General features: G+C 53.7%; 25 protein-coding genes. 9 read left to right on the top strand and 16 right to left on the bottom strand.

The window, feature by feature from the left end:
• On the top strand, positions 1-239 hold a 239-nt coding region (locus C3432_RS19875), incomplete at its 5' end, for a hypothetical protein (protein WP_146050987.1).
• Between the two features lie 60 nt (positions 240-299).
• On the opposite strand, the gene C3432_RS19870 is transcribed toward C3432_RS19875, so the two are convergent.
• The 4 genes from C3432_RS19870 to pyrL all read right to left on the bottom strand — a co-directional run bounded on the left by C3432_RS19870 (position 300) and on the right by pyrL (position 2,335).
• Positions 300-686 (bottom strand): enamine/imine deaminase, encoded by a 387-nt coding sequence (locus tag C3432_RS19870; protein ID WP_103778273.1) that lies wholly within the window; start codon positions 684-686, stop codon positions 300-302.
• Between the two features lie 96 nt (positions 687-782).
• On the bottom strand, positions 783-1,244 hold the full coding sequence (gene pyrI / locus C3432_RS19865; protein ID WP_103778272.1) for an aspartate carbamoyltransferase regulatory subunit: 462 nt from the start codon (positions 1,242-1,244) through the stop codon (positions 783-785).
• 17 nt (positions 1,245-1,261) lie between these two features.
• The gene (gene pyrB, locus C3432_RS19860) at positions 1,262-2,197 is read right to left on the bottom strand and encodes an aspartate carbamoyltransferase (RefSeq protein WP_103778271.1); all 936 of its coding nucleotides are present in this window, start codon (positions 2,195-2,197) and stop codon (positions 1,262-1,264) included.
• A gap of 36 nt (positions 2,198-2,233) precedes the next feature.
• The gene (pyrL, locus tag C3432_RS19855) at positions 2,234-2,335 is read right to left on the bottom strand and encodes a pyr operon leader peptide (protein ID WP_103778270.1); all 102 of its coding nucleotides are present in this window, start codon (positions 2,333-2,335) and stop codon (positions 2,234-2,236) included.
• Here pyrL and C3432_RS19850 point away from each other — a divergent pair.
• Entirely contained in the window at positions 2,315-2,437 is a 123-nt protein-coding gene (locus C3432_RS19850) for a hypothetical protein (protein ID WP_103778269.1), read from the top strand. The two genes, pyrL and C3432_RS19850, sit on opposite strands and share 21 nt — an antisense overlap.
• Here C3432_RS19850 and C3432_RS19845 read toward each other — a convergent pair.
• From C3432_RS19845 to arcA, 6 genes are all read right to left on the bottom strand, one after another.
• Complete coding sequence (locus C3432_RS19845; RefSeq protein ID WP_103778285.1) at positions 2,434-2,913, bottom strand: arginine repressor; 480 nt, start codon at positions 2,911-2,913, stop codon at positions 2,434-2,436. The two genes, C3432_RS19850 and C3432_RS19845, sit on opposite strands and share 4 nt — an antisense overlap.
• 255 nt (positions 2,914-3,168) lie before the next feature.
• Positions 3,169-4,644, bottom strand: a complete 1,476-nt coding sequence (gene arcD / locus C3432_RS19840) for an arginine-ornithine antiporter (RefSeq protein WP_103778268.1) — start codon at positions 4,642-4,644, stop codon at positions 3,169-3,171.
• Positions 4,645-4,677: 33 nt separating this feature from the next.
• A complete protein-coding gene (locus C3432_RS19835) occupies positions 4,678-5,757 on the bottom strand; it encodes an alanine/ornithine racemase family PLP-dependent enzyme (RefSeq protein WP_103778267.1) in 1,080 nt (359 codons plus the stop codon).
• 113 nt (positions 5,758-5,870) lie between these two features.
• The gene (argF, locus tag C3432_RS19830; protein ID WP_103778266.1) at positions 5,871-6,875 is read right to left on the bottom strand and encodes an ornithine carbamoyltransferase; all 1,005 of its coding nucleotides are present in this window, start codon (positions 6,873-6,875) and stop codon (positions 5,871-5,873) included.
• Positions 6,876-6,961: 86 nt separating this feature from the next.
• The gene (arcC, locus tag C3432_RS19825; protein ID WP_103778265.1) at positions 6,962-7,888 is read right to left on the bottom strand and encodes a carbamate kinase; all 927 of its coding nucleotides are present in this window, start codon (positions 7,886-7,888) and stop codon (positions 6,962-6,964) included.
• A gap of 9 nt (positions 7,889-7,897) precedes the next feature.
• Complete coding sequence (arcA, locus tag C3432_RS19820; RefSeq protein WP_103778264.1) at positions 7,898-9,118, bottom strand: arginine deiminase; 1,221 nt, start codon at positions 9,116-9,118, stop codon at positions 7,898-7,900.
• A gap of 674 nt (positions 9,119-9,792) precedes the next feature.
• On the opposite strand from arcA, the gene C3432_RS19810 reads away from it, so the two are divergent.
• Positions 9,793-10,245: a YhcH/YjgK/YiaL family protein gene (locus tag C3432_RS19810; RefSeq protein ID WP_103778262.1), complete on the top strand. Its 453-nt coding sequence runs from the start codon at positions 9,793-9,795 to the stop codon at positions 10,243-10,245.
• A gap of 41 nt (positions 10,246-10,286) precedes the next feature.
• On the opposite strand, the gene argF (C3432_RS19805) is transcribed toward C3432_RS19810, so the two are convergent.
• The gene (argF, locus tag C3432_RS19805) at positions 10,287-11,291 is read right to left on the bottom strand and encodes an ornithine carbamoyltransferase (RefSeq protein WP_103778261.1); all 1,005 of its coding nucleotides are present in this window, start codon (positions 11,289-11,291) and stop codon (positions 10,287-10,289) included.
• Positions 11,261-11,356: a putative translational regulatory protein ArgL gene (gene argL / locus C3432_RS28415; RefSeq protein WP_374755476.1), complete on the bottom strand. Its 96-nt coding sequence runs from the start codon at positions 11,354-11,356 to the stop codon at positions 11,261-11,263. Before argL ends, argF (C3432_RS19805) begins: the two co-directional genes overlap by 31 nt.
• A 98-nt stretch (positions 11,357-11,454) precedes the next feature.
• Here argL and rraB point away from each other — a divergent pair, with 98 nt between their 5' ends.
• On the top strand, positions 11,455-11,880 hold the full coding sequence (rraB, locus tag C3432_RS19800) for a ribonuclease E inhibitor RraB (protein ID WP_103778260.1): 426 nt from the start codon (positions 11,455-11,457) through the stop codon (positions 11,878-11,880).
• A gap of 131 nt (positions 11,881-12,011) precedes the next feature.
• Here rraB and C3432_RS19795 read toward each other — a convergent pair whose 3' ends face one another.
• Entirely contained in the window at positions 12,012-12,515 is a 504-nt protein-coding gene (locus tag C3432_RS19795; protein WP_103778259.1) for a GNAT family N-acetyltransferase, read from the bottom strand.
• A gap of 334 nt (positions 12,516-12,849) precedes the next feature.
• Between C3432_RS19795 and C3432_RS28410 the strand changes: the two genes are divergently transcribed.
• Positions 12,850-12,978 (top strand): DUF898 family protein, encoded by a 129-nt coding sequence (locus C3432_RS28410; RefSeq protein ID WP_146050942.1) that lies wholly within the window; start codon positions 12,850-12,852, stop codon positions 12,976-12,978.
• Between the two features lie 62 nt (positions 12,979-13,040).
• Positions 13,041-13,307 carry a DUF898 family protein gene (locus tag C3432_RS28405; protein WP_374755479.1) on the top strand — a complete coding sequence of 89 codons (267 nt, stop codon included), beginning with the start codon at positions 13,041-13,043 and terminating at the stop codon, positions 13,305-13,307.
• Here the strand turns inward: C3432_RS28405 and C3432_RS19790 are convergent.
• The 3 genes from C3432_RS19790 to pepA all read right to left on the bottom strand — a co-directional run bounded on the left by C3432_RS19790 (position 13,250) and on the right by pepA (position 18,259).
• Positions 13,250-16,105 (bottom strand): valine--tRNA ligase, encoded by a 2,856-nt coding sequence (locus C3432_RS19790; RefSeq protein WP_103778258.1) that lies wholly within the window; start codon positions 16,103-16,105, stop codon positions 13,250-13,252. The genes C3432_RS28405 and C3432_RS19790 overlap by 58 nt on opposite strands.
• A complete protein-coding gene (gene holC / locus C3432_RS19785; protein WP_103778257.1) occupies positions 16,105-16,548 on the bottom strand; it encodes a DNA polymerase III subunit chi in 444 nt (147 codons plus the stop codon). The genes C3432_RS19790 and holC overlap by 1 nt, the downstream gene beginning before the upstream one ends.
• 199 nt (positions 16,549-16,747) lie before the next feature.
• On the bottom strand, positions 16,748-18,259 hold the full coding sequence (pepA, locus tag C3432_RS19780; RefSeq protein ID WP_103778256.1) for a leucyl aminopeptidase: 1,512 nt from the start codon (positions 18,257-18,259) through the stop codon (positions 16,748-16,750).
• Between the two features lie 152 nt (positions 18,260-18,411).
• Between pepA and ytgA the strand changes: the two genes are divergently transcribed.
• The 3 genes from ytgA to lptG all read left to right on the top strand — a co-directional run bounded on the left by ytgA (position 18,412) and on the right by lptG (position 20,707).
• Positions 18,412-18,462 (top strand): protein YtgA, encoded by a 51-nt coding sequence (gene ytgA, locus C3432_RS27840; protein ID WP_211180521.1) that lies wholly within the window; start codon positions 18,412-18,414, stop codon positions 18,460-18,462.
• Positions 18,463-18,524: 62 nt separating this feature from the next.
• Complete coding sequence (lptF, locus tag C3432_RS19770; RefSeq protein ID WP_103778254.1) at positions 18,525-19,625, top strand: LPS export ABC transporter permease LptF; 1,101 nt, start codon at positions 18,525-18,527, stop codon at positions 19,623-19,625.
• Positions 19,625-20,707: an LPS export ABC transporter permease LptG gene (lptG, locus tag C3432_RS19765; protein WP_103778253.1), complete on the top strand. Its 1,083-nt coding sequence runs from the start codon at positions 19,625-19,627 to the stop codon at positions 20,705-20,707. The genes lptF and lptG overlap by 1 nt, the downstream gene beginning before the upstream one ends.
• The last annotated feature ends 48 nt before the right edge of the window (positions 20,708-20,755 follow it).

The following is a 20,755-nucleotide window of genomic DNA, read 5'->3' as shown; positions in this document are numbered from 1 at the left end:
TGGAAGGCGGGCCGAACCTGAGCTACGCGAAGGGCAGCCGCACGGCGTCCCTGCAGGGTGCAGCGGGTCAGCGTTTCGGCGTTGACGACGGTCAGAAAGGCGGCAGCGTGAACGGCATGGCGCAGGCCGGGGTGAGCTACAGTTCAGACAACACCCGGATGGGGGTGGATGCGTACAGCTGGAAAGAAGACGGCATCAGCGACAAGGGCTTTATGCTGAACGTTAAACACCATTTCTGATAACAGCCAGAGTGGGTAAAAGCAGAACCGCCGGAGTGATTTCCGGCGGTTTTTTTACGCTTAACGACGAACGGCAATCGCTTCGATCTCGATTTTCACATCCTTCGGCAAACGGGCAACTTCCACGCAGGAGCGCGCCGGGAAGGTCGCGTTGTGCTCGGTGAAGAAGGCTTCGTAAGTGGCGTTGACGGTGGCGAAATCATTCAGATCTTTAACGAACACAGTCGTTTTCACGATGTCGCCCACTTTCAGGCCAGCCGCTTCCACGATAGCTTTCACATTTTCCAGCGACTGACGCGCCTGAGCGGACACGTCTTCCGGTACGCTGCCGGTTTTGGGATCAACCGGGATCTGACCGGAAGTGATGATCATGCTGCCCAGATCTACGCCCTGAACGTATGGACCGATAGCAGCAGGTGCATTTTCCGTCGCGATAATTTTGCTCATGATTTCTCCTGAATAACAGTGGTAATAGAATTTTCTTCGGCATTATACACGTCATTTTTCACGCTGCCTCTTCGCTGGCTAAACCCTCATACCCAATTAGTTAGCCAGCACCACATTATGCGAAAATTCTTTTTCACAGTATTTACATTTGAGTGCGATGTCATTCGTGCGTTTTTTCACTGCAAAACTGGACGAAACGGGTTCAGCATGGCTGATGCAGTTGCTGTTCGGGCAGACCAGTACGTTGTCGATGCGCTCCGGCAAACTTGGGCGTGATTTCCCTACCACTTCGTAGTTGTCGATCCGGTTCACGGTAGCCTGCGGTGCGTACAGGGAGAGTTGGTTAACCTGTTCGGCGGTCAGGAAGGTATTTTCGATTTTAATCAGGTCCTTGCGCCCCATTTCACCGGAAGGCAGGTTCAGGCCAATGGTGATGCGCTGGTCGGTTTCCGTCAGCTTGAACAGGGTCAGCAATTTAAAGCCAATCTGCGCGGGGATGTGGTCGATTACGGTGCCGCATTTGATCGCTTCAACCTGCAATTTATTGTCGTGTGTCATCTCTTTTCTTCCTTCCTTTACAGTGCCAGATCGTCAGTCAGAACCAGTGCCAGTAACGCCTGGCGAGCGAAAATCCCGTTACCCGCCTGCTGGAAGTACCAGGCGTGCGGCGTTTTATCCACGTCGGTGGCGATTTCATCAATGCGCGGCAGCGGGTGCAGCACCTTCATGTTTTCCCGTGCGCCTGCCAGATCGCTGGCGCGCAGGACAAACTGAGCCTTCACGTTGGCGTATTCCGATGGGTCCAGGCGCTCTTTCTGCACGCGGGTCATATACAGGATATCCACTTCCGCCATCACTTCGTCGATAGCGCTGTGCAGACTCCAGGCAATCCCTTTTTCGTCAAGCATGTCGAGGATGTACTGCGGCATCGCCAGCGCGTCCGGAGCGATAAAGTAGAAGCGGTTGCCGTTAAATTTTGCCAGCGCCTGCGTCAGTGAGTGCACGGTACGGCCATACTTCAGGTCGCCAACCATCGCCACGCGCAAATTCTCCAGTCGGCCCTGCGTCTCCTGAATGGTGAACAGATCCAGCAGCGTCTGAGTGGGATGCTGGTTTGAGCCATCTCCGGCGTTCAGCACCGGCACGTTGCCGGAAAACTCAGTCGCCAGACGCGCTGCGCCCTCCTGAGGATGACGCATCACAATGGCATCCACGTAGGTGCTGATCACCGAAATGGTATCCGCCAGGGTTTCGCCTTTCTTGCCCAGCGAGGTGTTGGCGCTGTCAGAGAAACCGACCACGCTGGCGCCCAGGCGGTGCATTGAGGTCTCGAACGACAGACGGGTACGAGTGGAAGCTTCGAAGAAACAGCTGGCGATCACTTTGTGTTTCAGCAGCTCCGGCTGCGGGTTCGCTTTTAATTTCGCTGCCGTCGCCAGTACCAGATTAAGGTCATCGCGACTAAGGTCGTTTATGGAAATGATGTGTTTTTGATATAGCGGGTTAGCCATGTTTATCTCCTGACGCCTGGGCAAAAAAAAAGCCCCTCAATTGAGGGGCTGTGAATAGGGCATTAACGGAAAGAAAAACGGCAGGCCAGCGTCTGCTTTCAGACGCGGTAAGACAGAATGTCGTACACACTGAACCATACTTCCTCCCGGCAAATTGTCCGCGATTATACTCAGCTCAGCTTTGGGATCAAGCGATTAATGCGGGTTTTATTCATAGCAAACGGTTTTAATGAATATTAATTCATTTTTAGTAAATAATTAATCTGCTTGTGGACCAGGCCCGTGCGCTCAACTACGCGCGGGGCGACCCAGACGATACTGCTACCGGCAATCACCCCCAGAATTTCTGGCAGAGCGTGATAGTCGAGAATTCTGGCGACTGCGCGGCCATATCCGGCGGCGGTGTGGATAAGGATAAATTCGCTATTATGTTCCACGCTGACCACCATTTCCGCAATCGAACGGGCGGCATCCGGCGCGGGGCGCAGCTGTGGATTTACGGAATAAATTTTTTGTCCTTTGGTATTTCTTATTTTTATGACGCCAAGCAACTTGAGCAGGCGTGAGACCGTCGACTGGCTGATGCTTTCGAAACCATGACTTTGCAGGTCGCGACGTATCTCCTCCTGGGACAGGTAACTTTTTTCGCTAATCAGGCGCTGACAAACTGAGAGTTGTAGTTCTTCTTTTTCTGAAGCGGGTTGATAAAATTTCATCATCAGTTATTCCAGTGTAATAAGCCGAAGGTAACAACCAATAGGTTTGTCCAATGTTTCTATTTGTCATAGATAGATGGCGTACTAAGTCAAAGTTCTCCATTTCAATAGGGATGTGCTTGATCGGCTTATTGAAATTTCATCGGAGCGCGCTTCTGCATCCTGATGGATGATATCTTCATGAGAAAATATTCCACTTAGCCGCCGAAGGGAAGGCGGAGTTTTGCCGCTTCGTCTTCCCTGTGTTTGCGTGCGTCAACTGAGCGTGAGCACGCCTGTTGCTAACAAATAGACTGCGTAGATCCCCGCCGCCACCACCATAATAGCCAGAACGATCTCTATTGGATTGAAAAGTCTTCCTTTTTTCTCTTTTCTCGCCCAGATATAAAAAACGATGCCGAGAGCGTAAAGGATCATCGACAGCAGCAAATATTCCATCCCTGCGGCATAGACCAGCCATGCGCCGTAGAGTGTCGCCATTGCGCCGATGAAGATGTCGCGGGCGATGGAACGCTGTTCATCGTTCCTGTAACCGTCCTTTTGCAACGCCACTTTCAGGGCGTATAAGCCGCTGAGGAAATAGGGGATCAGGATCATCGAGGTGGCCAGCAGCAGCAGCGCGAGATACCCCGCCTGTTGGAAATGGGCGATGATGAGAAACAGCTGGGTCAGGCCATTGGTCAGAAGCAGTGCGTTGATCGGCGCTTTATTGGCGTTTTCCTTGCCCAGAAATTTGGGCATGGTGCCGTCTTTACCTGCCATATACGCCGTTTCCGCAGACAGCAGCGTCCAGGCCAGCAGTGCGGCGCCTACGGATACGATCAGGCCGATATTCATCAGGGCTGCGCCCCACGGCCCGACTGCCGCAGCCAGCACGCCGGCGGTAGAAGGGTTCTTCAATTGCGCGAGCTCAGGCTGGGAAAGCACGCCGAGCGACAGAACCGACACGGCGACGAACAGCAGGATCGAGATGAAAAAGCCAATCATCGTGGCCTTACCCACGTCTGATTTTTTCATCGCCCGGCCCGAGTACATGGCGGCGCCTTCAATGCCGATGAACACCCAGGTGGTGACCAACATGATGTTTTTCACCTGGTCCATGACGGATCCGAGATGTTCATTACCCCAAAATTCGATCCGGAAGGTGCGGACCTGAAAGGCGACGCTGACCAGAACGACAAACATGATCAGGGGGACGACTTTGGCGACCGTGCCGATCAGATTAAGCAGCGCCGCGCCCTGTACGCCACGACAGATCAGGAAATGCAGACTCCAGAGCAGGATTGAACCGACGATCAGCGCAGAAAGCGTGGTTCCATCACCGAAGAAACCGAGCGCGCTGAACGAGCCGAGTGCGGAGCAGATGACCACATAGTACGAAACGTTGCCAATCCACGCCGAGATCCAGTAGCCCCAGGCTGAGTTAAAACCGATGTACTCGCCGAAGCCTGCGCGGGCATAGCCATACACGCCGCCTTCTATTTCGCTTTTGCGGTGCGCCAGGGTCTGGAAAACAAAGGCAAGGGTTAACATACCAATGAAGGTAATGCCCCAGCCGATCAAAATCGCGCCAGCGCCTGCTTTCGCGGCCATATTTTGCGGAAGAGAAAATACGCCAGCGGCGATCAGTGCGCTGACCACCAGCGCCGTCAGCGCCGGAAGTTTGAGCTTGCCTTCGGTCTGCGAGGCCGAAGCGTCCACAGCCGGTTTGCTGTTATCAAGAGTAGTCATGAAGAGTGTCCTCACTCTGACAGAGAGTTATTTTTAGAAGTAGCCGTATTGCTTGCCGACGTATTCAGAGGTCATGCACTGCAAGACGCCGCTGTATCCAAGGGAGAAATAGACGATGTCGCCCACCTGATATCCCGAGGCGGCGTGGGTGACGTCCAGGATCAGGTGATCGGAACTGGCGCCGAGCACTTTGACGCCAGGGTCAAATGGCTGGAGTTGAGAGAAGGAAACATCCTGTTCGCCAAGCGCGGCGAGCGCCCGGTGGTGCACGCCAAGATCGTCAAATATCGGCTTTCTTCCCATGGCATCCAGCGCTGTGGAACGTTGCGGAACAGAGGGCTTATCTTTCAGCTCGATGATCTCCACGCCGAGCCTGATGGCATCCTGGCGTGTGTGAGGAATCGGCTCGTCATTCAGGCCGAAGCCCATGATCAGCGAGGCGCCGAGGCGCAGTTGATTAACACCCTCCGGCAGCCCACCGTTAATCAGCAGAAACAGGGCGGAGGAACTGGCGCCTGAAATGGTTCGCAGTTCAATGCCCAGTTCGTTTTCGATGTCGCGAGCCAGATCGACCAACTGCTGCTGGTTTTCGGTTGTGGGTTCAACGCCGCCGTAGCAGGCAAGATTGGCGCCCAGCCCTTCCAGCGTCAGCCCCGGCAACGTGTTATGCACCAGCCGCGCAAGCCGCCGCGTCTCCTGCGGATCCATGCAGCCTTCACGTAGATCGCCCAGGTCATGCATCAGAATGACCCGGTGCTTTTTGTTCTGCGCCACTGCCGCCGCAGAGAGTGCCTGCAACGTGTGTTCTTCGGAGTTCAGCGAGATATCCGCATAGGCGACAATGTCATGCGCAAGGCTGATTTGCGGCAGACGCAGCAACAGTTTGTCGACGGGCAGGTCGGCGATTTTCTTGAGATTCTGGATACGGGAATCGGCGATCGTGCTGATACCGGCGTCAATCATTGCTCTGGCAACGCTCGCCGCTTCGCAGCTCAGCTTATTAACGCCAACGGGTTCGACACCATGCTGGCGACATAGCGCGATCAGCGTCCGGGTGTTGTCACGAATGACCGAAAGATTAACGAAGAGGCACGGAAAATCCTGGTTTCGCATAATGGGTCTCCTTACGTGAGACGCGGGGCTGACGACGCGCCCGCGCCTGATTCGTCCGGTCCAATTGCTACCGTGAAGAAAGACGCCGTTTCGCACGGCGCTTTCCCTATGGGTTAGTCGCCAAGCGTCGCTACCATGACCGCTTTAATGGTGTGCATGCGGTTTTCCGCTTCGTCGAACACGATGGAGTGCGCGGATTCGAAAACCTCTTCGGTAACTTCCAGCCCTTTCAGGCCGTAAGCGGCTTCGATTTCACGACCTACTTTGGTGTGTTCGTTATGGAAGGCGGGCAGACAGTGCATGAACTTCACATCAGGGTTGCCGGTTGCGTTGATAACCGTCTGGTTGATTTGATAAGGCTTCATCAGGCTGACACGTTCTGCCCACGCTTCTTTTGGCTCGCCCATCGAAACCCAGACGTCGGTGTAGAGGAAATCCACGTCATAAACGCCTTCTTCTACGTCTTCCGTCAGCGTGATGCGCGCCCCGGTAGTGCTGGCGATGGTGCGGCATTCGGCAACCAGCGCCTCATCCGGCCAGAAGGATTTCGGTGCCACCAGGCGGATATCCATTCCCATCTTCGCCGCGCCGACCATCAGCGAGTTACCCATGTTGTTACGGGCATCGCCCAGATAGGCGAAGCTGAGTTCCGGCAGCGTTTTACCCGGAGAGTGCTCCAGCATGGTCATCAGATCCGCGAGGATCTGTGTGGGATGGAATTCGTCGGTCAGGCCGTTCCAGACCGGCACACCTGCGTACTGCCCCAGCTCTTCGACGATCTGTTGGCCAAAGCCCCGGTATTCGATGCCGTCATACATCCGTCCCAGCACGCGGGCGGTATCCTTCATCGACTCTTTGTGACCAATTTGCGAGCCGCTTGGCCCGAGGTAGGTGACCTGTGCCCCCTGGTCGAATGCGCCAACTTCAAAGGCGCAGCGGGTGCGGGTGGAGGTTTTTTCGAAGATCAACGCAATGTTTTTGCCTGACAGCGTTTGTTTTTCGCGTCCGGCTTTCTTCGCGGCTTTCAACTCGATCGCCAGATCGATCAGGTACTGGATTTCCGCCGGGGTGTAATCCAGCAGCTTCAGAAAGTTACGATTTTTCAGTGAAATAGCCATTTATCTATCCTTAAGTCGATGTCGTGCTGGAACCCGCAGGCCTGATGGCGCTGCGCATATCAGGTCTGCAGATACGTGCTAATGGGTTATGCGTCGGTGGTTTCCAGGCGTATCAATGTGCCTTTGTCACCGGCGAGAATGGCCGGGCCGTCGGCCAGTGAACCGATACCGGCAATTCCGCGGCAGCGGCTGACAAACTCAGCGCAGGCGGTGACTTTTGGCCCCATCGAACCGGCATCGAATTGCATTTCGCTGAGCAGTTCCGGCGTCACCTGCGCCAGCGGGCGCTGCGTGGGTTTGCCCCAGTCGAGATACACCGCGTCGGCATCGGTGAGGATCAGCAGCGCATCGGCGTGGATCTGGCTGGCGAGCAGCGCAGCGGAAAGGTCTTTATCGATAACCGCTTCGATGCCGTGATAGCCGTCCACTTTCTCGACTACCGGAACGCCGCCGCCGCCGTTGCAGATCACCAGGTGATCGCGGGCAATCAGCGCCTGGATCGCATCGCGCTCGACAATGCGTTTTGGCTGCGGTGAAGGAACCACGCGGCGGAAAGCCTTGCCGTCGGCTTTGAAAATCCACCCTTTTTCTGCTTCTAACGCTCTGGACTGGGCTTCGTCGTAAATCGGTCCGATGTATTTGGTGGGGTTGCGGAATGCCGGATCGTTGGCATCGACCTCAACCTGAGTGAGCAGTACGCTGATTTCCCGCTGCGGGAGCTGGTTTTTTAGCGCCTGTTGCAACATGTAGCCGATCATTCCCTGACTTTCCGCGCCAAGAATGTCGAGGGGATAAGGCGTGACGCGGTCATAAGCACTGTTTTGCAGCGCCAGCAGGCCAACCTGCGGACCGTTGCCATGTACCAGCACAACCCGCCACTGTTGGGTGAGCTGTGCTATGGTTTTCGCCGCTAACTCGATGTTTTTGCGTTGAATATCTGCTTCCAGTGGCTCGCCGCGTTTGAGCAGCGCATTGCCGCCCAGCGCGACAACCAGGGTCGGTTTGTTTTCCATGTCCGTTCCTTAAATTCCATCACGTTCCAGGGGGCAACTCATGCAGCGCGCGCCACCGCGCCCGCGTCCCAGCTCGTCGCCAGGAATGGGCAGAACGGTGATGCCGGCCTTGTCGTATTTTTCGTTGGTCCAGATGTTGCGCTCATAGCCGACCACCACGCCGGGACGAAGGGTGAGGACGTTGTTCGCGTCATTCCACTGCTCGCGTTCGGCCTCAAAGGCGTCGCCGCCGGTGGTGATTAAGCGCACCTGATCGATGCCGAGCGCTTTCTCAATGGCGTGAACCAGGGTGTTCTCCTGGGTACGCTTCAGTCCGCCGCGCCCGTCCGGAGTGATGGTCCAGCACTGGACATCCGGACGAACCACTTCCGGGTAGACGGAGAAGGTGTCGATGTCGATATGGGTCATCACGGTATCGAGGTGCATGCAGGAGCGGTGTTTGGGCAGTTCAACGGCAATAACGCGCTCAGCCTGGCGATGCTTAAACAGCGACTGGGCTAGGAACTCGATCCCCTGCGGCGTGGTGCGTTCGGACATGCCGATCAGCACCGCCCCGCGTCCAATCACCAGCACGTCACCACCTTCTAATGTGGCGTGGTCATAATTGATATTTTCGTCGCCGAAATACTTAATAAATTCACCGTCGGCAAATTGCGGATGCCAGCGATAAATAGCACGCAGATTATTGGTTTCGCGCTGGCGGGCAGATTTAGCCATTGGGTTAATAGAGACGCCGTTATATATCCAGCAGGAGGTGTCTCGGGTAAATAAATGGTTGGGTAATGGCTTCATAATAAAGTCATTAACATCATGAGTATCAACCACCATATTTTTAATCGAGGCGGGAATTTCGCCGTAGGTCAGGCCGCCGCTTAAATGACGCGCCAGTTCCCGGTGTGACATATCCGCAAGCCAGGCGCGGACATCGGTAGCAAAGATTGGACCCAGTCGATAATCAGAGATTTGTGTTTCCAGCAGCCAGCTTTTGGCTTCAGAAATATCGAGGGTTTGTGTCAATAAATCAGTGAGTAACAGTACTTCTATACCCTGCTGGCGGAGCGTGTTGGCAAAAATGTCATGCTCTTCACCCGCTCGCTCAACTGACAGGACGTCATCAAACAGCAGCTCCTGGCAGTTCGATGGCGTGAGGCGTTTCAGACTGAGATTAGGGCGATGCAGCATCACGCTGCGCAATTGACCGATTTCAGAACCAACATAATGTTTTTCCATTACGATACCTTTCACTCTATTTTCAGGAATAAAAAGGAGAGGGCTGCAAATAATTAATGAGTTTGCAGTCATTACTGTTCAGCTAATTTCTGAGAGGCATCATTGAATTTAATTTACGAAGGTAATGTGATGTATTTCACATCAAAAGGGATGTTTGATTTTTCTTATTTAATATATGACGTGGGTCTGAGAAATTAAAAAAACAAATGTTCGTAAACTGAATTACTACGCATTTATTTGGCGGGTTATTCTTCTGTGTTAATTGTTTGTATGTTTTTACAAATAATGACCAAATCCTAACTTATTGATTTTTATGTTTTTTATGTATTGGCGAGCATAATTATGCGTAATGCGGATGACATTATTTTCGCTATAAACTAAATTTCAAAATAACTATAGCGATAAGCACTGATTATGCAGGGGGAGTGAATTGTGATCGATCCAAGGTTTTTCTGGTAACCCTTTTTATAACAATAAGTTGAATTTATGGGAAAAAAAGTGATTTCAGAAGTTATGCAGAAAAAATGCATAAAACGCTACTATGAATTAACAGACAGTCAACAACTCCAGCGATAAACATGCGCTGACGCAAAACATGAAGAGATAGCGGTGGTATGGCATTCGATTTTTTCGTATAACAAGTAAATTGAAACGATGTTTTATTGGGGGTTAAGATGATCACAGGCAATATCCACAATCTGCAATCCTGGCTGCCGGAAGAGTTACGCCAGGCAATCGAGCATATCAAAGCGCATGTCACGGATGAAACCGCCAAAGGTAAACATGACATTGATGGTGACCGGTTGTTTTATCTGATTTCAGAAGATATGACCGAACCTTTTGAAAAGCGTCGTGCGGAGTATCACGCTCGCTACCTGGACATTCAGATTGTCTTAAAGGGCCAGGAGGGAATGACTTTCAGCACCCAACCAGCGGGCGCGCCTGAAACCGACTGGCTGGCTGACAAAGACATCGCGTTTTTGCCTGAAGGGACAGAAGAAAAAACGGTGATCCTCAATGAAGGTGACTTTGTGGTCTTTTATCCAGGCGAAGTGCATAAACCTCTGTGCGCGGTCGGTGCGCCGGCGCAGGTGCGTAAAGCGGTGGTGAAGCTGCTGGTAGCATAAAAAAGAAAAGGCCGGGTTCGGCCTTTTCTTTTTCCGGGGACTTATTTCGCTAACGTCGCGACCATCACCGCTTTGATGGTATGCATCCGGTTTTCTGCCTGATCGAAGACGATACTGGCCGGAGATTCAAATACCTCATCGGTCACCTCCATCCCGCCGTGTAAGCCGAATTCAGCCGCCATTTGTTTGCCAAGTGTGGTCTGGTCGTCATGGAACGCCGGCAGACAGTGCAGGAATTTCACCTGTGGATTGCCGGTCAGCTGCATCATTTTGCTGTTCACCTGATAGTCGCGCAGCAGCGCAATACGTTCCGCCCACTTCTCTTTCGGTTCGCCCATCGACACCCAGACGTCGGTATAGATAAAGTCAGCGCCCTGTACGCCAGCCGCAATATCCTCAGTCAGCGTAATGTTGCCGCCATTTTTCTTCGCCATTGCGCCGCATTCTGCAACCAGAGACTCCTGGGGCCAGCATGCTTTTGGCGCCACCAGGCGCAGATCCAGCCCGGTTAACGCTGCCGCTTCCAGCATGGAGTTACCCATGTTGTTACGCGCATCGCCAGCGTAAACCAGCGTCATTTCGTTAAACGCTTTACCCGGCAGGTGTTCATGCATTGTCAGCAGGTCTGCCAACAGCTGCGTGGGGTGGAACTCGTCGGTTAAACCATTCCATACCGGTACGCCGGAATATTCCGCCAGCGTTTCCACCACTTCCTGGCCGTAGCCGCGATATTGAATACCGTCATACATCCGTCCGAGTACGCGGGCGGTGTCCTTAATTGACTCTTTATGCCCAATCTGGCTGCCGCTGGATCCGAGATAAGTAACGCGAGCGCCCTGGTCGTAAGCGGCAACTTCGAAAGAGCATCGGGTACGGGTCGAGTCTTTTTCGAAGATGAGCGCGATATTTTTGCCAGTAAGCTTTTGTTCTTCTTTGCCATTTTTCTTATCAGCTTTTAGTTTTTCGGCAAGCTGTAGTAGCGCGGTGAGTTCAGCAGAGGTGAAATCGAGTAACTTCAAGAAGTGCTTCTGATAAAAACCTGACATAGTTCCCTCCCATGGCTTAGGCCATTTATTGAATTAAAATTCAATTTATATGGATGATTATTCATTTGCAACCCCGTATAACAAATCTTTCTTACAAAGGTGGAGGCAATGACGGCGGTATGTGACAATAAGAGTATCGGCAGGACATTATGAGGAATGAGCTATGGCAAACCCGGAACTACTGGAAGAGCAGCGTGAAGAGACGCGCCTGATTATTGACGAATTGCTGGAAGATGGCAGCGACCCGGACGCGCTGTACACCATTGAACACCATCTTTCCGCAGATGATTTCGAGACGCTGGAGAAAGCGGCGGTAGAAGCCTTCAGGCTGGGCTATGAGGTGACCGAGCCGGAGGAGCTGGAAGTGGAAGAGGGTGACACGGTGATTTGCTGTGACATCCTTAGCGAATGCGCGCTGAACGCAGAACTTATCGACGTGCAGGTTGAGCAACTGATGAACCTGGCTGAGAAGTACGACGTTGAGTACGACGGTTGGGGCACCTACTTTGAAGATCCGAATGGCGAAGAAGGTGATGACGGCGACGATGAAGATTACGTCGACGATGACGACGACGGTGTGCGTCACTAAGAACCTGGCTCATCAGGCTATTTTGCCCAGGTTCTGAGCGTCAGATGTTACCCGGAGCGGCGCTGGCTGCCGCTCCGGATTCCTTATGGATTATTCGTCTGTTGGTAGCGCCTGAGATGCAGTAAGAAGGCTTACAGGGGTTTGAGCATTCGTACTTCGCAATCGACATGCCCGGTGCAGCCCAGCGGCTCGCTGATATGCTCAAACCCTAAATGTTCATACAGGCCGATGGCCTCGCGTAAAAAGGCGGTCGTCTCCAGATAGCAGCGTTTAAAGCCCTGCTCGCGGGCGTGATCCAGTGCCATCAGCGCCAGCTTCTTCGCCATTCCCTGCCCACGTGCAGCAGGTAAAAAGTACATTTTTTGTAGCTCGCAAATGTCCGGTTCGCTACATGTTAAAGGGGCAATTCCGCCGCCCCCCACGACTTCGCCATTGTGTTCAACCACCCAGTAGGCGTGTCCTGGCTGAGAATAGAGTTGGTACAACTCATCCAGATTCGGGTCGGCAACGGTGTAGCCTTTATCTGCGGTAAGCCCGTATTCTGCGGAAACCTGGCGGATAACCGTAGCGATAGCAGGATTATCCTGTGCTGAAAGAGGACGGAGGGTGAGCGCCGGGTGCGTCTGATTATTCATATTGTCGTTTAATTAAATATAAAAATATATAACTGCAATTGATATCATTCTCTTTGAATACATGCAAGAGGTACGTCAAAAAACAAGCGTTTATTCATGGGCAAGTTATTCTGCTGTTGCTAATAAGTATGTTTTTATTATTTATGAGATTTATACTCTTCATATTTCAAATTGCAGATGCGTCGCCGCGTTACCCGGCCTTCGGGGCCAGCGCAAGCGCTGTTCAAAACGACGACGCGTTTTGTCCTGCAACTCGAATTATTTAGAGTATATATTGAGGAAATAAAAGAATTGTTATGGATTCGGTGGTAAAAACGAGCCGTGGTCCCGTTGGCTGTTTAACTTTCATGGTCGTGCCGGGGCATACTTTATTCTCTGCCTGACTAATTTGATGCTGTGTATTATTACCTTCGGGATATATATCGCCGTGGGCGATGGTGCGCAGTCGGCGCTATATTTATGAAAATATGGCGTTGAGCGGCGTCCGCTTGGCTATCATACGCGGGGGCTGGCGATTTTCCTGAGCTGATATTATTATTCTTGTTTGCTATGGTATTCCCCATTCTGATGGTCAAAAACATAAAATATAATGCCATGAGGACCAGGCTGAATAATATGCGCTTTAACTTTCATTATTCACCCGTACAGGTATGGTGGGTGATGGCGGGATTGCCCGTTGTATCTGATACAAAAAGGCCGGAGTATGCTCCGGCCTTAATTCTTTCTCGCAAGGATTACAGTGCGGCGATAACCGCCTGCTGCTCAATCAGCTTCGCTTTTGCTTCGGCGTAGCCTTCCAGCTTCTCACGCTCTTTGGCGATAACCGCTTCCGGGGCGCGCGCCACAAAACCTTCATTCGCCAGCTTGCCTTCGATACGGCCAATTTCCGCTTCGACTTTCGCCACTTCCTTCGCCAGACGCGCCAGCTCGGCCTCTTTGTCGATAAGACCCGCCATCGGGATCAGCAGTTCGGCGCCGTCGATGATTTTGGTCACGGAAACCGGACCTTTGTCATCGGCTGGCAGCACGGTGATGCTCTCCAGACGTGCCAGGTTCAGCAGGAAGCTGCGGTTGTCGTTCACACGACGAATCGCGTCGGGACTGCACCCACGAAGCAGCAGTTCGAGCGGTTTGCCTGGAGCGATGTTCATTTCCGCACGGATATTACGTACGGCAACGATCGCCTGCTTCAGCCATTCGGTGTCAGCCAGTGCCGCTTCATCAACCTGAGAGGCATCATACTGCGGGAACGGTTGCAGCATGATGGTGTCGGCGGTAATACCGCAAATTACCTTCACGCGCTGCCAGATGGTTTCGGTGATGAACGGGATGATCGGATGAGCCAGGCGCAGCAGACCTTCCAGCACGGTGACCAGCGTATGGCGGGTGCCGCGCAGTTCAGACCCGGAGCCGCCGTTCATGACCGGCTTGGTCAGTTCCAGATACCAGTCGCAGAACTGGTTCCAGGTGAACTCGTACAGAATGCCTGCCGCGATATCAAAGCGGAAGTTATCCAGCGCTTCGCGGTACGCTTTGGTGGTCTGGTTGAACTCTGCCAGAATCCAGCGATCCGCCAGCGACAGCGTCATTTCGCCGCCGTTAAAGCCGCAGTCATTTCCTTCCGTGTTCATCAGCACAAAGCGGCTGGCGTTCCACAGCTTGTTGCAGAAGTTACGGTAACCTTCCAGACGCTTCATATCCCAGTTGATGTCGCGGCCGGTAGAGGCCAGCGCCGCCAGGGTGAAACGCAGGGCGTCGGTGCCGTGCGGCTCAATGCCTTCCGGGAACTGTTTCTCGGTGCGTTTGGCGATTTTCTCTGCCAGCTGCGGCTGCATCATGTTGCCGGTGCGTTTTTCCAGCAGATCCGGCAGGGAGATGCCGTCGACCATATCCAGCGGATCGATAACGTTCCCCTTGGATTTGGACATCTTCTGGCCTTCGTCGTCGCGGATCAGGCCGGTCATGTAGACGGTCTTAAACGGCACCTGCGGCTTGCCGTTTTCATCTTTGATGAAGTGCATGGTCATCATGATCATGCGGGCAATCCAGAAGAAGATGATGTCGAAACCGGAAACCATCACGCTGGTTGGATGGAACTGACGCAGGGCGTCGGTGTTTTCCGGCCAGCCCAGGGTGGAGAAGGTCCACAGCGCAGAGGAGAACCAGGTATCGAGAACGTCTTCGTCCTGGCGCAGCGCAACGTCGGCCCCCAGGTTGTTCTCCTGACGCACTTCGTCTTCAGTACGACCAACATAGACGTTGCCGTCGTTGTCATACCATGCGGGGATACGGTGACCCCACCACAGCTGACGGGAGATACACCAGTCCTGAATATCGCGCATCCAGGAGAAGTACATGTTTTCATACTGCTTCGGTACGAACTGAATGTCGCCGTTCTCAACCGCTTCTACAGCCGGTTTCGCCAGCACGTCGGCACGGACGTACCACTGGTCGGTCAGCATCGGTTCGATCACCACGCCGCCACGGTCGCCGTACGGCACGGTCAGGTCGTGGGGTTTGATCTCTTCCAGCAGGCCCAACGCATCAACGGCGGCAACCACCGCTTTACGCGCGGCAAAGCGCTCCAGTTTCTGGAACTGCGCCGGGATCTCATTGGAATAGACGTCAGATTCTTCGCCTTTGGTGTCGTAGACTTCGGCGGTTTCACGGATATCGCCGTCAAAGGTCAGAATGTTGATCATCGGCAGGCCGTGACGCTTACCGACTTCATAGTCGTTAAAGTCGTGCGCCGGGGTGATCTTCACGCAGCCGGTGCCTTTTTCCATGTCGGCGTGCTCGTCGCCCACGATCGGAATGCGGCGGTTAACCAGCGGCAGAATGACGAATTTGCCGATCAAATCTTTATAACGCGGATCTTCCGGGTTGACGGCCACACCGGTATCGCCCAGTACGGTTTCCGGACGGGTCGTTGCCACAACCAGGTAATCTTTACCGTCTGCGGTTTTCGCACCGTCGGCAAGCGGATAGCGGATGTGCCACATGGAGCCTTTAGACTCGCGGTTCTCCACTTCCAGATCGGAGATGGCGGTGCGCAGTTTCGGGTCCCAGTTTACCAGGCGCTTGCCGCGGTAAATCAGGTCTTCTTTGTACAGACGGACAAACACTTCTTTCACGGCATTGGAAAGACCTTCGTCCATGGTGAAGCGCTCGCGCTCCCAGTCAACGGAGTTACCGAGACGGCGCATCTGACGGGTAATGGTACCGCCGGATTCCGCTTTCCACTGCCAGATTTTGTCGATGAATGCATCGCGACCATAGTCGTGACGGGTTTTACCTTCTTCGGCGGCAATTTTGCGCTCAACCACCATCTGGGTTGCGATCCCGGCGTGGTCGGTACCGACCTGCCACAGGGTATTTTTACCCTGCATACGCTGATAGCGGATCAGGGTATCCATGATGGTTTGCTGGAAAGCATGACCCATATGCAAACTGCCGGTGACGTTCGGCGGTGGGATCATGATGCAAAAGGACTCTTTGCTTTCATCGCCGTTAGGCTTGAAATAGCCCTGCTTTTCCCAGTGCTCGTAAAGCGGCTGTTCGATATCTTGGGGGTTGTATGTCTTTTCCATTATTTCCAGGTTGCCGTATTCAGGTTAAAACCAGCCACGCGGTAGGCTTTATAGCGTTCGCGTGCCGATTGTTTCAGAGAATCTTCGTAAGGGACAAAGTCTATCACTTCTGTGAAAGCGGTGGCAAAATCTGCAAACCCGACGCGCAGACTGATGAGCAGATCGCGCGGGCTGCTGTTGCGTTTTTCCGGCCAGGCGATCTCTACCGGCGCGCCGCCGCGCGGACCTTCTCCTGCCAGATTATGCGGGACAAAACTCTCTGCCGGTCTTGCCCACAGCGCTTCATCCAGGCGGATGGCCTGTTTTTCGTTTTCACAGGCAATTAATACGCGTTTGCCGCTGCGCCAACGTTCTGCGGCAATTTCACACACCAGTTGTTCTACGGCGCTGAGGCCATCAACGATGTTGTCATTGTCCAGAATATAAAAGGTTGCATTCTTCATATCTCTACCCGTCGTCTTTCACGTTGCCTCTTTGTTGGCTGCCTTCACCCACCCCAGTCACATAGTAAACTATGCTCCTGGGGATGTGTTCAGTTGCCGCCGCGATGCAACTCGAAATCCATAGGGTACAGAATTCTAATTGCCTGAGCCTGTCGGCCGGATAGCCGCGTAAACGTCGCTATCCGGCAATCAAACAACGTTACTCTTCGCCGTTAAATCCGGCGCGATTGAGCAGGAACTGTGACAGCAAGGCCACCGGACGACCGGTTGCGCCTTTCGCTTTCCCGGAACGCCATGCGGTACCGGCGATATCCAGATGCGCCCAGTTGTATTTGCGGGTAAAGCGCGACAGGAAGCAGCCTGCGGTGATGGCACCGCCAGGACGTCCTCCGATGTTCGCCATATCAGCAAAGTTGGACTCCAGCTGTTCCTGATACTCATCGCCCAGCGGCAGACGCCATGCGCGATCGCCAGCCTGCTCGGAGGCACCGATCAGCTCATGTGCCAGCGGGTTATGGTTCGACATCAGACCGGTGATGTGGTGGCCCAGGGCAATCACGCAGGCACCAGTGAGGGTCGCAACGTCAATCACCGCTTCCGGTTCAAAACGCTCAACGTAGGTTAACACGTCGCACAGTACCAGACGGCCTTCGGCATCGGTGTTCAGCACCTCAACGGTCTGACCGGACATGGTGGTCAGCACGTCACCCGGACGATAGGCCCGGCCGCCAGGCATGTTTTCACAGCCAGCCAGCACACCGATAACGTTAATCGGCAGCTGTAGCTCCGCAACCATCCGCATTACGCCGTAAACTGCCGCCGCGCCGCACATGTCGTATTTCATCTCGTCCATGCCTTCGGCAGGCTTGATGGAGATACCTCCGGAGTCAAAGGTCAGCCCTTTGCCCACCAGCACCACTGGACGCGCGTCTTCGGACGGATTGCCTTTATATTCGATCACCGACATCAGCGACTCGTTTTGTGAGCCGTGACCGACCGCCAGGTAGGAGTGCATCCCCAGCTCTTTCATCTGCTGTTCGCCGATGACGCGGGTGATGACGTTTTTGCTATAGCTGTCGGCCAGCTGGCGAGCCTGAGAGGCCAGATAGGCGGCATTACAGATATTCGGCGGCATATTGCCAAGGTCTTTTGCCGCTTTAATCCCGGCGGCAATGGCCAGACCGTGCTGGATGGCGCGCTCGCCGCTGGTCAGTTCACGACGGGTCGGTACGTTGAAGACCATTTTACGCAGCGGACGACGCGGTTCGCTTTTGTTGGTCTTCAGTTGATCAAAGCTGTACAGCGTCTCTTTCGCCGTCTCGACAGCCTGACGCACTTTCCAGTAGTTGTTACGGCCTTTTACATGCAGTTCAGTCAGGAAGCAGACGGCTTCCATTGAGCCTGTATCATTCAGAGTATTAATGGTTTTCTGAATGACCTGCTTGTACTGACGCTCATCAAGCTCGCGCTCTTTACCACAGCCAATGAGGAGGATTCGCTCGGAAAGAACGTTAGGAACGTGGTGCAGCAACAGCGTCTGCCCCGGTTTTCCTTCCAGTTCGCCACGGCGCAGCAGGGCGCTGATATATCCGTCGCTGATCTTATCGAGCTGTTCTGCAATCGGAGAAAGGCGGCGTGGTTCAAAGACGCCCACGACGATGCAGGCACTCCGCTGTTTCTCCGGGCTACCGCTTTTTACACTAAACTCCATGCACTACGCTCCTGAATCTTAAAGACAACGGCGGCACCTGCAGTTAGAATTGCAAGCTTTCGTAACTCATGTCCGCAGTTGCGATGACTTCGTGTTAATCTTACGTTATTACGGCATTGGCACGTCAGAACGCGTTCTGAAGGGCGAATCCGCTGAGTATAATAATTTTAGCGACGATTTCGACGACTCAAGAGAATAAATGACGTTTAAGCCATGAAACAAGCTAAATTCCTGCAAAAGACGAGTTTTTACGGGCGTATTTAAAGTGATAATCATAAGATATCTGGTGCGGGAGACGCTCAAAAGCCAGCTGGCAATACTCTTCATCTTACTTTTGATCTTCTTTTGTCAAAAGTTGGTGAGGATCCTCGGCGCGGCGGTTGACGGTGATATTCCGGCAAATCTGGTGCTCTCGCTGCTGGGGCTGGGCGTACCGGAAATGGCGCAGCTCATCCTGCCGTTAAGCCTGTTTCTCGGGCTGCTGATGACGCTGGGCAAACTGTATACCGAAAGTGAAATTACGGTCATGCATGCCTGTGGGCTGAGCAAGGCTGTTCTGGTGAAAGCGGCCATGATACTGGCGCTGTTTACCGGTATTGTTGCGGCGGTTAACGTGATGTGGGCGGGGCCATGGTCCTCGAAACATCAGGATGAAGTGCTCGCGGAAGCGAAAGCCAACCCTGGCATGGCGGCACTGGCGCAGGGACAATTCCAGCAGGCAACGAACGGTAGCTCGGTGCTGTTTATTGAAAGCGTTGACGGCAGCAACTTTAATGATGTGTTCCTCGCACAGATTCGCCCGAAAGGCAGCGCACGTCCTTCCGTGGTGGTAGCCGATTCCGGACATTTAAACCAATTACGCGACGGCTCTCAGGTGGTCACCCTGAACAAGGGGACACGTTTTGAAGGGACTGCGCTGCTGCGCGATTTCCGTATTACCGATTTTGAGAACTATCAGGCGATTATCGGGCACCAGGCGGTAGCGCTGGACCCGAATGACACCGACCAGATGGACATGCGCACGCTGTGGTCAACAGACACCGATCGCGCACGTGCGGAGCTGCACTGGCGTATCACGCTGGTATTCACCGTATTTATGATGGCGCTGATGGTTGTGCCGCTGAGCGTGGTAAACCCTCGTCAGGGACGCGTGTTGTCAATGCTGCCAGCGATGCTGCTGTATCTGATGTTCTTCCTCATCCAGACCTCCCTGAAATCGAACGGCGGTAAGGGTAAGCTGGATCCGGTTATCTGGATGTGGGTAGTTAACCTGCTGTATCTGGCGCTGGCGATTGCTCTGAACCTGTGGGATACGGTGCCGGTACGCCGCCTGCGCGCCCGTTTTATGCGTAAAGGAGCGGTGTGATGCAGCCATTTGGTGTACTTGACCGCTATATCGGTAAAACCATTTTTACCACCATCATGATGACTCTGTTCATGCTGGTGTCGCTCTCCGGGATCATCAAGTTTGTTGACCAGCTGAAAAAAGCCGGGCAGGGGAACTACGATGCGATGGGCGCAGGGATGTATACCCTGCTTAGCGTGCCAAAAGATGTGCAGATTTTCTTCCCAATGGCGGCGCTGCTTGGGGCGCTGCTGGGGCTGGGGATGCTGGCGCAGCGCAGCGAGCTGGTGGTCATGCAGGCATCCGGCTTTACCCGGATGCAGGTGGCGCTCTCGGTTATGAAAACCGCGATCCCGCTGGTGCTGCTGACAATGGCTATTGGCGAATGGGTGGCTCCGCAGGGCGAGCAGATGGCACGTAACTATCGTGCGCAGGCGATGTACGGCGGCTCGTTGCTCTCCACCCAGCAAGGTTTGTGGGCGAAAGATGGCGACAGCTTTGTCTATATCGAACGCGTGAAGGGTGATGAGGAGCTGGCGGGGATAAGCATTTATGCTTTTAACGACCAGCGCCGTTTACAGTCTGTGCGCTATGCCGCCTCCGCGAAGTTCGATCCGGAACATAAGATCTGGCGTCTGTCGCAGGTGGATGAGTCTGACCTGAAAGATCCAAAGCAAATCACCGGTTCACAAACCGTGAGTGGGACGTGGAAAACCAACCTCACGCCGGACAAGCTGGGCGTGGTGGCGCTGGATCCGGATGCGCTCTCCATTAGCGGTTTGCATAACTACGTGAAGTATCTGAAGTCGAGCGGCCAGGACGCCGGGCGTTACCAGCTCAACATGTGGAGCAAAATCTTCCAGCCGCTTTCTGTGGCGGTCATGATGCTGATGGCGCTGTCGTTTATCTTTGGTCCGCTGCGTAGCGTAGCGATGGGCGTGCGTGTGGTCACCGGTATCAGCTTCGGCTTTGTGTTCTACGTTCTGGACCAGATCTTCGGTCCGCTGACGCTGGTTTATGGCATTCCACCGATTATCGGCGCGCTGCTGCCAAGCGCTTCGTTCTTCCTGATCAGTCTCTGGCTGATGATGCGGAAGGCGTAAATTGTTGGTCGGATAGCGGCACCGCGCCGCAGGCCGGATAAGGCGTTT

Origin of the sequence: Citrobacter amalonaticus (assembly GCF_002918555.1) — a bacterium.
Lineage (GTDB): Bacteria > Pseudomonadota > Gammaproteobacteria > Enterobacterales > Enterobacteriaceae > Citrobacter_C > Citrobacter_C amalonaticus_A.
Note: the sequence above shows the minus strand (reverse complement) of the source record. Positions and strands in the feature narration are given on the sequence as shown.